Here is an 11,393-nt window from a genome sequence, read left to right as displayed (position 1 = left end):
ATAAGAGACAGGGACACGCTGTCCTGGATGAAGGCGTCCGGGTCGAGGCCCACCGAGCGGACCACGTCGGCGTCGAAGGTGCGGCAGAAGAAGCCGCGTTCGTCGGCGTACGGCGTCGGCTCGCCGCATCCAGTCCTGGTGGCTGCTGGTGGAGAGGGCGTCGTCGGGCATGGGGGTCTCCCGGGGAGCGGTGGGGAGTGATGGGGAATGGTGAGGGATTTGTTTGGTCTCAAACGATAGTTCAACGCGGCGTATCCATCGAGGGGTTGACCCCGTCGGCCCCGCGCCCATAATGTTGTTTGGGTTCAAACGAACTGGCGAACTGGAGGATGCCATGGCTCCCCCCGCTCCCGGACCGGCGACATCCGATACCCCGCGCGCCCGGTACACCGCGACCGCCACACCTCTGGCGACCGTCGCCGGCGTCCCCGTCGACACCCGGCACTGGATCGGCGGCGAACGCGTCGCCTCCGCCGGCACCTCCGCCGGAACCTCCGCCGGCACCTTCACCGACCGCTCGCCGATCGACGGATCGCCGCTCGCCGAGATCGCCCGGGGCGGCGCCGCCGAGGCGCGGGCCGCCGTGGCCGCCGCCCACGCCGCCTTTCCCGGCTGGTCCGCCACCCCGCCCGCCGAGCGGGCCCGGCTCCTGCACGCCGTCGCCGACGGAGTCGAGGCCCGCGTCGAGGACCTCGCGATCGTCGAGACCGCCGACAACGGCGCCCTGCTGCGCTCCCACCGCCGCGGCGTCATGCCCCGCGTCGCCCACAACCTGCGCTACTTCGCCGACCGCCTCCTCGCCCTCGCCCACGACGACTTCGACACCCGGGGGCACACCAACCACGTCACCTGGGATCCGGCGGGCCCCGCCGTCCTCATCACGCCGTGGAACGCCCCGCTGATGCTGGCCAGTTGGAAGATCGCGCCGGCGCTCGCGGCGGGGTCCACCGTCGTGCTCAAGCCCGCCGAGTGGACGCCGCTGACCGCATCGCTCTTCGCGGACATCGCGCACGAGGCGGGCATTCCGGCCGGGGTCTTCAATGTCGTGCAGGGGTACGGGGCGGAGGTGGGCGAGCCCCTCGTCGCCGACCCCGACGTGCGCCGGATCAGCTTCACCGGGTCCGTGCCCACCGCGCGGCGCATCGCCGAGACGGCCGCCGCGCACCTGGTGCCGTGCGGCTTCGAGCTCGGCGGCAAGTCGCCGCTGCTCGTCTTCGCCGACGCCGATCTGGAGCTGGCCGCCGATCTCGCCGTCGAGCAGTACGACAACGCGGGACAGGTCTGCCTGGCCGCCACACGCATCCTGGTCGAGGAATCCGTACGCGATGCGTTCCTCGGTCTCTTTCTTGACCGGGTAACGAAGTTGACCCAGGGAGATCCGCGCGACGAGAGCACTGATCTCGGACCCAGCATCGACCCCCGGCACATCGAGCGCGTCGACGGATTCGTGCGGCGCGCCCTGGACGCGGGCGCCAAGGCCGTCGTAGGCGGCGGCCCCAACGTCGACCTGTCCGCGCGCCTCGGCGGGAACTACTACCTCCCCACCCTCCTCACCGACGTCGCCCAGGACTCCGAGATCGTCCAGGAGGAGGTCTTCGGGCCCGTCCTCACCCTCCAGACCTTCCCCGACGGCGACGAGGACACGGCCGTGCGCCTCGCCAACGGCACCCGCTTCGGTCTCGCCGCCACCCTCGCCACCGGCGACCGCGACCGCGCCGACCGGGTCACCGCACGGCTCGTCGCCGGAACGGTCTGGGTCAATTGCTTCTTCGTACGCGACCTCTCCGCCCCCTTCGGCGGCTCCCGCCAGTCCGGCATCGGGCGCGAGGGCGGCGACTGGTCGTTCGACTTCTACTGCGACCTCAAGAACACCGTCACCGCGCCGAAGGGGTGGGCCCGCCATGGGTGAGATCGTCGGGGCGGGCCTGCTCGCCCACGTGCCGACCATCGTGCTCCCCGAAGAGACCCGCAAGGAGCTCAACGAAGGCCGCGAGATCAGCCTCGTCCCCGGCCTGCGGAGGCTGCGCGACGAGGTCTTCGAGACGCTCGCGTACGACACCGTCGTCGTGCTCGACTCGCACTGGGCGACCACCGTCGAGTTCGTCGTCTCGGCGCAGGACCGGCGCGCCGGGCTCTACACCTCCGAGGAACTGCCGCGCGGCATGAGCCGTATGCCGTACGACTATCCCGGAGACCCCGAACTCGCCCACTCCGTCGCCGAGTTCGCCGAGCGGCACGGCACCTGGATCACCCCGATCGACGACCCGTTCCTGCCCGTGTACTACGCCACCATCAATCTCTGGAAGTACCTGGGCGAAGGCCTCCCCGCCAAGAAATGGGTCTCGATCGGGGTCTGTCAGACCGGAGACACCGAGGACCACCTGCGCCTTGGCCGCGCGCTCGCCGACGGGATCGCCGCGCTGCCCGACCGCAAGGTGCTCCTCATCGCCTCCGGCGCCCTCTCGCACACCTTCTGGCCACTGCGACAGCTGCGCGCCCACGAGTCGAGCGAGGTCACCCACATCCGTACGCCCGAGGCGCGGGCCGCCGACGAGCTGCGCATCGAGTGGCTCGAGCGCGGCGACCACGCACAAGTCCTGCGCACCATGCCGGAGTTCCTCACCCACAAGCCTGAGGCACGCTTCGGCCACTACCTGATGATGATCGGTGCTCTCGGAGAAGAGCAGTGCTCTGCGGCCGGGCGCGCCTACAGCGCGTACGAGAACTCGGTCGGCACCGGACAGATGCACCTGTGGTTCGACCGCCCCGCCGGGGGCTGGACCGCCGTCCCCGACACGGAGGCCGAGGTCACCGCATGACGGACAACAACAACGCCACCACCACGACCATCACCACCGAGTACCGCAGAATCCTCCTCGACGGAGCCGCCGTCCAGGTCATGCGCGACGGCGATGAACTGGTCGCCGCCGACGGCCGCCGCGTCAAGGCGGCCGAGGCGAGCCACCTCCCACCCGTACGCCCCTCCAAGGTCATCGCCGTGCACCTCAACCACCGCAGCAGAGTGGCCGAGTTCGGCACCAGGCTGCCGCCCGCGCCCACCTTCTTCCACAAGCCCGTCTCCGCCCTCAACGCCCACGGCGGTGCGGTGGTCCGCCCCGACGGCTGCAAGTACCTCAACTACGAGGGCGAGATCGCCATCGTCATCGGCCGGACGTGCCGCAACATCGCCCCCGCCGACGCGGGCGCGTACATCGCCGGATACACCGTCGCCAACGACTACGGCCTGCACGACTTCCGCGACACCGACGCCGGTTCGATGCTCCGGGTCAAGGGCTCCGACACGCTCTGCCCGCTCGGCCCGGGACTCGTCACCGGCTGGGACTTCCACGGCAAATACCTGCGGACGTATGTCAACGGGCGGCTCGTGCAGGACGGTTCGACGGACGAGATGGAGTGGGACATGCACTATCTCGTCGCCGACATCGCCCGCACGATCACGTTGGAGCCCGGCGACGTGCTCCTGTCCGGCACCCCCGCCAACTCCCGCCCTGTCGCGCCGGGCGACGTCGTCGAGGTGGAGGCCGAAGGCCTCGGCCGGCTCACGAACCACATCGTCACCGGGCCGACGGCGATCCGCTCCGACGTCGGCGCCCAGCCCACCGAATCCGAGGAGGTCGTCTCGACGGCCTTCGGCGGCGACTGGGAGTTCCGTGGGGTCCGCGCGCCGCGCCGCTGAACCACCCCTATTCCGAAGGGAGTTGAAATGCTGAAGATCACCGTCGACCTGAACATCTGCCAGGACCACGGGCAGTGCGTCTTCGCCGCGCCCGAAGTCTTCACGCTCGACGAGGACGGCCATCTCGCGTACGTCGAGGCGCCCGACGAGTCGCTGCGCGCCGACGCCGAGGACGCCGCCGACGTCTGCCCGCTGCAGGCCATCCGGGTCGAGGGCTGACCCGCCGTGGCCCCGGCGGGAATCGCCGTCGTCGGCGCGTCGCTCGGTGGTCTGCGCGCGGCGGAACAACTGCGCGCGGCGGGCTGGCAGGGGGCGATCACCGTGTACGGGGCCGAGCCCCATCTCCCGTACAACAGGCCTCCGTTGTCCAAGGAGGTCCTGGCGGGCGACGCGCCCGCCACCGTTACGGCGCTGCGCCACCGACCCAGCGTCCAGGACGTCGAGTGGCGGCTCGGCACGGCGGTGCTCTCCGCCGATCTGGCCGCGCGCACGCTCGCCCTGGCCGACGGTTCGACGCACGCGTACGAGGGTCTGGTGGCCGCCACGGGGGTGCGGCCACGCAGGCTCCCACTGACCGGAGGCCCGCCCCGGCACGTCGTGCGCACCCTGGAGGACTCGGCAGCACTGCGTACCGAACTCGACCTGGGCACAAGGGTGTTGGTGATCGGCTCCGGTTTCATCGGCTGCGAGGTGGCGGCCACCGCCCGCAAGGCCGGGTGTGAGGTGACGGTCGTCGCACCGGAGGCCGAGCCGATGCTCCTGGCGCTCGGCGAGGGCCTGGCACGCGTACTGCGGCGTCGGCACGAGGCACACGGGGTGCGCTTCCGCATGGGCCGCCTGGTAGCCGAACTCGCCGATGGCCACGTGGTGTTGGACGACGGGACGACCTGCGCGGCCGATGTCCTGGTCGAGGCCGTCGGATCACTGCCCAACGCGGAGTGGCTGAGCGCCACCGAGGGAATCGACCTCACCGACGGCATCCTCTGCGACGAACACCTGCGCATCGGCGGCCTCCCGCACGCGGTGGCGGTCGGGGACGTGGCGCGCTTCCCCAACCCCCGGTACGGGCCGGTCGCGCGGCGCGTCGAGCACTGGTCGATCCCCTCCGACGCCGCGAAACACGCGGCCCGCGCCCTGGTCGCCGGCCTCACCGGCTCCGAACACGGCCTGGGACCGTTCGCGCCGCTGCCATCCTTCTGGAGCGACCAGTTCGCCATGCGGATCCAGTCCTTCGGCCAGCCGGGCCTCGCCGACCGTTGCCAACTCCTCCAGGGGGACCTGGAGTCGTACGACAGTGATGTCCTCTACGGCTACTACCGGGACGACCGTCTGATCGGCGTCGCCGCACTCGGCGGCCCCAAGGCGGCGGCACTCGCGGGGAGTTACCGTCGCGAGCTGATGGCGCTGCCCGAGCCGGAGGCCGCCGCGTAATTCGCTGCCGGGCCGGTCGCCGTGCGGCTAGCCTGGCCCGGCAACCGACCCTCCCAGGAGCTGAGATGCCCGGTCACCCGAGCGCGCGCTGACTTCGTAGGTCACGAACGACCTGTCATCGCGTGCTGCCCTTGAGCTGCGGCACGGCGAGCCTTCCCGCGCACCGTCTTCAGCATCTCCAGGGGCTTTCGTGTGGCGTGACCGTGATTTCCGCCGGCTCTGGGCGGGCCAGACCGCATCCCAGCTCGGCGAACAGTCGGGCCAGGTGATCCTGCCGCTCATCGCCGTGCTCGCCCTGGACGCGGGCCCGGGACAGCTCGGCGTCCTGCGCGCCGTGGAACAGGCGCCGATCCTGCTGCTCTCGCTCTTCGCGGGCGCATGGGTGGACCGCAGACGGGCCCGCACGGTGATGGTGTCCGCCGACCTCGCCCGCGCCGTCGCCCTGGCCGCGCTTCCCGCCGCGTACCTCCTTGGCGTACTCGGCGTTCCGGCGCTGCTCGTCGTCGCCTTCGCCGTCGGCGCGCTCAGCGTGTTCTTCGACGTGGCCTACCAGGCCTCTCTCGTACGGCTCGTACGACGCGATCAACTGGTGGCCGGCAACAGCGCCCTTGAAGGCAGCAGATCCGCCGCGCGGATCGGCGGTCCCGCGCTCGGCGGTGCGCTGGTGACGCTTCTTTCGGCGCCGGCCGCAGCGGTGGCAGGCGCGCTCTTCTTCCTGCTGTCCTTCTGCTCGATCCGGCGGATCCGCCGCGATGAGTCGATGCCGGACCGGAGTGGCCTGCGGCCTCCTCCCGTCCGGCGGCAGATCCGCGAAGGGCTGCAACTCGTCATCGGGGACGGCTCGTTGCGGGCGGTGGGCATCGCCTCCGCGCTCTTCCAGTTCTCCTTCGCCGCCGTGATGACCGTGTATCTGCTCTTCCTGCCGCGCGGACTGCATCTGTCGGGCGCCGAGGTGGGTCTCGCACTGGCGGCGACAGGGCCGGGAGCCGTCGCCGGCTCGCTCCTCGCCGCACGGCTGCCGGGAAGGTTCGGCCACGGCGTGGTGCTCGTGTCCTCGGCGGTGGCGGCCGACGGGGTGCTGCTCTGCGTACCGGCACTGCACGGCTCCGGCTCCGGCACCCTCGTCGCGCTCATGGCGGTCAACTTCGTCTTCGGCACCTTCAGCCAGCTCGTCAACGTCACCGTCATGGCCGTGCGGCAGGCCGTCACGCCCGTCCGGATGCAGGGCCGTGTCGTCGCGACGATCAACTTCGTCGGGATGGGCCTGACGCCGCTCGGCTCGCTGCTCGGCGGCCTGCTCGCCGCACAGTGGGGACTGCGCACCGGCCTCCTGGTGACCGCCTTCGGCCTCGCGCTGTCCCCGCTCTACATGGCCCTCTCCCCGCTGGCCCGCCTCGGCAAGGAGCTTCCGGTGGCCGCTACGCCCCTCCCACCGCCGTGAGCAGGGCCAGCGGTGCCGCCGCCGAACGGGACTCCCGTACGCAGGCGTGCGGGTACGGCACCGGGCCCGGATACGCCTCGCGGCCGTACCCCGCCAGGACCTCCGGGAGCCGGTCGCCGCCCGTCGACGCCGCCGTCACCAGGCCGCGGGCCACCGTGCGCGCCTCGTCGTGCAGGCCGTAGCGCGCGAGGCCGAGGGCGATCAGCGCGTTGTCGTGCGGCCAGACCGAACCCCGGTGGTAGGACAGCGGGTGGTACGCCGCCTGGCCCGCGGCGAGGGTCCGTACGCCCCAGCCCGAGAAGAAGTCCGGTTCGAGGAGGCGGCGCCCGACCGCCTCTCCGTACTCCTTGTCCAGGAGGCCGGACCAGAGCAGATGGCCCGCGTCCGACGCGAGCGCGTCGACCTGGTTGCCGTCGCCGTCCAGGGCGAGCGCGGGGAAGCCCTGGCCCGGCATCCAGAAGTCCCGCTGGAAGCGGTCCCGCAGGTCGGCGGCCGCCTGGGTGAGGAGGTCGGCGTACACCTTGTCGACCCAGACGGTGCGGGCCAGCCAGGCGGTGCGGCCGAGCGCGTCGTACGCGTATCCCTGTGCGCCCGCCGCCATCACCGGGCCCGTGGCGCGGCTGCCGTCCGCCGAACAGATCGCGCCGGGGGAGTCCTTCCAGTTCTGGTTGGCCAGGCCGCCCTTGTCCGCGCGGTAGACGAGATAGCCGCGCGAGGTGAGCCCGCCGTGGTCCAGGATCCAGCCGACGGCGGCCCGCGCGTGCGGCTCCAGGCGGCGGGCCAGGGCGGTGTCGCCGGACTGTTCCGTGTACGCGCCGAGCAGCACGAGGAAGAGCGGGGTCGCGTCGACCGAGCCGTAGTAGCGCCCGTACGGAACCTGCCCGAAGTGGGCGAGCTCCCCGTGCCGCACCTCGTGCACGATCTTGCCGGGCTGCGCGACCGAGCCCTCGGTGGCCTCCGTCGCCTGCGTCGCGGCGAGCGCGGGCAGTGTCGCGGCGGCCAGGCGCGGCAGATAGGGGAGGGCGAAGAGGGAGGTCAGGAGGGCGTCGCGGCCGAGGAGCGTGAGGAACCAGGGGACGCCCGCCGCAGGGACGCGCAGGGCCTCGCCGTCCGGTCCCGACGCGGGGAGCTGGAGCGCGGCGAGGTCGGCGAGGCCACGGCGGCACGCGGCCGCCAGCTCGGGCCAGGCGCCGGGGAGCGTCACACCGGAGGCGAAGTCCTCTTCGGCGGCCGCGAGTTGGCGTACGGCGTCCGATGGCGCGTCCGGGACCTGTGGTTCCGGTGCGCCGTGCGGATGCGCCGCGGCACGCAGTGCCACCTCTGCGGTGCCGTGTGCGTCGAGGTCGAGGGACCAGACGAGGCGCCGCGCACCGGTCCCGGTCTCCTCGACGGCGTCCGGCGCGGGCTCGGCGGTCACGGTCGTACAGGAGCGCCACTCGCGCCGCCGGTACCCGAACTCGATGCCCAGGATGGGCTCTTCGTCGTCGCCGCCGATGACCCGCCGCGACCTGACGGCGCCCGTCTTCTCGTACGTACGGTGGTCGGCCCGCAGCTCGAACTGGTCGGTGAAGTCGGCGTCGACGGTCAGCGCGACCTGCACGGTCGTCGGCACCCCGCGATTGCTGGTGACCCGAAGCAGCTCGACGAACGTGCCGTCCGTGACGGCCTGTTCACGGAAGACGGTGTACGCGGGCGGCTCCTGCCGTCCGCCGCGCGGCACCAGGACGCACCGTGCGGCGCCCGCCTCGGCGTCGGCCCGCGACACCGGCGTGAGGATTTCCGGTACGGCCCCGTCGACCGTGAGCTGCCAGCGGCTCAGGTGCCGGGCGTCACGGACGAAGAGCCCGTCCGGAGCGGTGCCGCTGCCCCGCACCCCGCTGATGTCTCCGCTCGCGCCGATGGTGGCGAACGTACCGCCCCGCACGAGCAGTTGATGTCCCTCAGTCATCCCCGAACCCCTCCCTCGTCCATCCTCGAAGCCCTCCCTCGTCGCGCCCGGCGGGATCGTCGAGCAGCAGGTCCAGGGCGAGCGCGGCGCTCCAGCCGAAGCCGCGCGCGCCGCAGCCCCGCCCCGTGTACGGGTCCACGTACTCCGCGAACCCGGACTCCCCGGCCACATCGAGCAGCGCGCGCCGCAGACGGTCCGCCCGCGCCCGCTCGCCGTGCAGCCGAAGTCCGCGCTCCAGCAGCCAGTTGGTGTTGAACCACGCGGGCCCGCGCCAGTACCGACGGGGGTCGAAGGCGCTCCCGGTGAGGTCGTAGCTCGGCGCGAGGCGGGCCGCGCCGCCGAGGCCGAAGTGCGGTCCGTGCGCGGTGCGGACGAGCGCGGCGGCCACGGACGGCGGCAGCGCGGGCAGGATCAGCGGGACCAGACCGCCGACGCCGCGCTCCGGCACCAGCTCCCCGGAGAGCTGGTCGCGGCAGAAGAACATGCCCCTCGCCGCGTCCCAGAGCCGCTCCACGAGGACCCCGGTCAGCGTGTCCGCACGGGCCGCCCGCTCGGCAGCCGCGTCCGGCAGGTCCAACTCGGCCTCGATGCGCGCCAACGCGTACTCGGAGGCGATGAGCAGCGCGTTGAACGACGGGTCCTCGACGGCGAACTCGCCCGCCCCGTCCGCGTACCGGCCATCGCGGTAGTCGGCGGCCAGGCGCACATATCTGCCGTAGTCGAGATCGGTCGGCCGGTCCTCCGCGGCCCCGTGGTCCAGGTCCGCGCGCCGGTAGGCGGCCGGGTCCGCCGGTTTCACCCGGCTCAACGCGGCGTCCCAGCAAGGGCTGTTGTCCATGCCCTGCTCCCAGGGGTGGACCACCGAGGCGAGCCCCGCGCCGCCCACGTCCCTGCGGCCCAGCAGATAGCCGTGCCAGGCGGCGAGGCGCGGGCGCACGCGGGCCAGGAAGGAACGGGCCCGGGAGAGCCCCGGGTCGGCCCGGTGCACCAGCCAGGCGGAGAGGGCGTGCACCGGCGGCTGCACGATGCCGGAGGTGTGCACGGCACCGGGTGCCCCGGCCGTGCGGCCTGCGGTCGTGGAGCGCCAGAAGTCGGGGCTGGGAAAGTAGGCGTCCAGGGGGACGGCGGGGTTGAACACGATGTGCGGGACGCGGCCGTCGCCCCACTGGGCGCTCAGCAGCGTCTCCAGCTCCAACTGGGCGCGTAAGGGGGAGAGATGGCGAAGCCCGATGGCGATGAACGCGGAGTCCCAGGACCACTGGTGCGGATACAGGTCACGGGAGGGGACGGTCGACGTCCCCGTCCAGTTGGCCCACAGGACATCGGCGGCACGTGCGCGCAGCGACGGCGGCGTGACGGGTCGGGCTGCCAGCTGGGCTGTGCGGCCCACGTTCGTGCGGCTCACGGTCGTGCGGCTCACGTTCGTGCGGTCCACGCGGATCTCCCCGAGGGGCTCGACGCCCTGTCAGTTTGGTGTTATCCACCATAGGGTTACGTCTACTTAACACGCAAAACTCAATATGTAACGTGGAGTTGATGAGCGCAAGGGGAGAAGGGGAGAGTGGATGCCGGACAGATCGGTTCGCGAGGATCGTGTGGATCGTGTGGATCGTGCGGGGCAGTCGGCGGGAGGGCACATGGGGCAGGCTGCGGGAGGGCGCATGGGTGGACCCCACGCCGGCGCCGGTGACCTGCTCGACCTGGTGCGCAGCGGCCGGGCCACCACGCGCGGCGCCCTCCAGCAGGTCACCGGACTCTCCCGCGGCACCGTCGGCCAGCGCCTCGACCGGCTCTTCCGTGCGGGCTGGCTGCGCGAGGGTGCGGGCGGTCCTGCGGGGTCACCGCTCGGGGGGCGCCCCGCGCTCCGCCTTGAGTTCGACGACGCCCACGCGGTGGTCCTCGCCGCTGACCTGGAGACCCGGCACGCCCGCACCGCCCTGCTGAGCCTCACCGGCGAGATCGTCGCCGAGCACGCGGGCCCGCTGTCGATCGAGGAGGGCCCGGACGCGGTCCTCGGCGAGCTCGGCGCCCGCTTCGCCGAGCTGCTGCGCAGGGCCGGGTGGGCCCCGGACTCGGTGTGCGGCATCGGGCTCGCGGTGCCGGGCCCCGTCGACAGCGAGACCGGCCGCGTCGTCCAGCCGCCGATCATGCCGGGCTGGGACGGGTACGACATAAGAGGCCGCCTGAGCCGCGCCTTCGCCGAGCACACGGGCGGCCCCGCCGACCTCCCGGTGCTCGTCGACAACGACGCCAACCTCATGGCGTACGGAGAACAGCGCGCCTCCTACCGGCGGTGCTCGGCCTTCGCCCTGATCAAGGTCTCCACCGGCATCGGCGCGGGCGTCGTCGTCGGCGGCGCGGTGTACCGGGGCATCGACGGCGGCGCCGGGGACATCGGTCACATACGGGTCATGGACGGGACGGGGGGCGCCGCCGCCCTGTGCAAGTGCGGCTCCTACGGCTGCCTGGCCGCCGTGGCCAGCGGGCGAGCGGTGGCCGCTCAGCTGAGCGCGGCGGGCGTCCCCGCGGCGTCCGGCTCGGATGTGCGCGCGCTCCTGGACGCCGGGCACCCGGAGGCCGTCGGGCTCGCGCGGGACGCGGGGCGCCGGGTGGGCGAGGTGCTCGCGACCGTCGTCACGCTGCTCAACCCCGGGGTTCTGATGATCGCCGGAGATCTGGCCGGAACTCCCTTCCTCACCGGCGTGCGCGAGCTCCTCTATCAGCGGGCCCTGCCGCGCTCCACCGCTCATCTGGAGATCGTCACCTCACGGCTCGGCGAGCGTGCGGGCCTGGTCGGGGCGGGTGCGCTGGTGGTGGAGCACCTGTACGCGCCGGGGCGGGCCGAGGAGCGGCTCGCCGCGCTCGGCGTATGACGG

At 72.5% G+C, this 11,393-nt stretch carries 9 protein-coding genes and 1 pseudogene; 7 read left to right on the top strand and 3 right to left on the bottom strand.

From position 1 onward, the window contains the following. Positions 1–122, bottom strand: a pseudogene (locus E2651_RS45275) (dTDP-4-dehydrorhamnose 3,5-epimerase); the annotation flags it as partial. Between the two features lie 212 nt (positions 123–334). Between E2651_RS45275 and E2651_RS15745 the strand changes: the two are divergent. The 6 genes from E2651_RS15745 (at position 335) to E2651_RS15720 (ending at position 6,569) form a co-directional block, all read left to right on the top strand. Then, positions 335–1,909, top strand: coding sequence for an aldehyde dehydrogenase (locus E2651_RS15745; RefSeq protein WP_135331760.1), 1,575 nt, complete (start codon positions 335–337; stop codon positions 1,907–1,909). Then, positions 1,902–2,819 (top strand): catechol 1,2-dioxygenase, encoded by a 918-nt coding sequence (locus tag E2651_RS15740; RefSeq protein ID WP_135331759.1) that lies wholly within the window; start codon positions 1,902–1,904, stop codon positions 2,817–2,819. Before E2651_RS15745 ends, E2651_RS15740 begins: the two co-directional genes overlap by 8 nt. After that, positions 2,816–3,697, top strand: coding sequence for a fumarylacetoacetate hydrolase family protein (locus E2651_RS15735; RefSeq protein ID WP_135331758.1), 882 nt, complete (start codon positions 2,816–2,818; stop codon positions 3,695–3,697). Before E2651_RS15740 ends, E2651_RS15735 begins: the two co-directional genes overlap by 4 nt. Before the next feature lie 30 nt (positions 3,698–3,727). Further along, a complete protein-coding gene (locus E2651_RS15730) occupies positions 3,728–3,916 on the top strand; it encodes a ferredoxin (RefSeq protein WP_135331764.1) in 189 nt (62 codons plus the stop codon). A gap of 6 nt (positions 3,917–3,922) precedes the next feature. Next, a complete protein-coding gene (locus tag E2651_RS15725; RefSeq protein ID WP_245238861.1) occupies positions 3,923–5,128 on the top strand; it encodes an FAD/NAD(P)-binding oxidoreductase in 1,206 nt (401 codons plus the stop codon). Positions 5,129–5,318: 190 nt separating this feature from the next. Next, on the top strand, positions 5,319–6,569 hold the full coding sequence (locus tag E2651_RS15720) for an MFS transporter (protein WP_245238859.1): 1,251 nt from the start codon (positions 5,319–5,321) through the stop codon (positions 6,567–6,569). Here E2651_RS15720 and E2651_RS15715 read toward each other — a convergent pair. Together E2651_RS15715 and E2651_RS15710 are read right to left on the bottom strand one after the other, a co-directional pair. Beyond that, the gene (locus E2651_RS15715) at positions 6,547–8,517 is read right to left on the bottom strand and encodes a glycogen debranching N-terminal domain-containing protein (RefSeq protein ID WP_135331756.1); all 1,971 of its coding nucleotides are present in this window, start codon (positions 8,515–8,517) and stop codon (positions 6,547–6,549) included. The two genes, E2651_RS15720 and E2651_RS15715, sit on opposite strands and share 23 nt — an antisense overlap. Further along, positions 8,510–9,907 carry a hypothetical protein gene (locus E2651_RS15710; protein ID WP_245238863.1) on the bottom strand — a complete coding sequence of 466 codons (1,398 nt, stop codon included), beginning with the start codon at positions 9,905–9,907 and terminating at the stop codon, positions 8,510–8,512. The genes E2651_RS15715 and E2651_RS15710 overlap by 8 nt, the downstream gene beginning before the upstream one ends. Before the next feature lie 271 nt (positions 9,908–10,178). On the opposite strand from E2651_RS15710, the gene E2651_RS15705 reads away from it, so the two are divergent. Continuing rightward, complete coding sequence (locus E2651_RS15705) at positions 10,179–11,390, top strand: ROK family protein (protein WP_209446160.1); 1,212 nt, start codon at positions 10,179–10,181, stop codon at positions 11,388–11,390. The last annotated feature ends 3 nt before the right edge of the window (positions 11,391–11,393 follow it).

Origin of the sequence: Streptomyces sp. MZ04, assembly GCF_004684775.1 — a bacterium.
In the GTDB taxonomy this organism is placed as follows: Bacteria; Actinomycetota; Actinomycetes; order Streptomycetales; family Streptomycetaceae; genus Streptomyces.
Note: the sequence above shows the minus strand (reverse complement) of the source record. Positions and strands in the feature narration are given on the sequence as shown.

Bases quoted from the DNA above. Each gene is read 5' to 3' on its own strand.
- E2651_RS15745 (WP_135331760.1), top strand. From the start codon at position 335: ATGGCTCCCCCCGCTCCCGGACCGGCGACATCCGATACCCCGCGCGCC.
- E2651_RS15740 (WP_135331759.1), top strand. From the start codon at position 1,902: ATGGGTGAGATCGTCGGGGCGGGCCTGCTCGCCCACGTGCCGACCATC.
- E2651_RS15735 (WP_135331758.1), top strand. From the start codon at position 2,816: ATGACGGACAACAACAACGCCACCACCACGACCATCACCACCGAGTAC.
- E2651_RS15715 (WP_135331756.1), bottom strand. From the start codon at position 8,517: ATGACTGAGGGACATCAACTGCTCGTGCGGGGCGGTACGTTCGCCACC.
- E2651_RS15705 (WP_209446160.1), top strand. From the start codon at position 10,179: ATGGGTGGACCCCACGCCGGCGCCGGTGACCTGCTCGACCTGGTGCGC.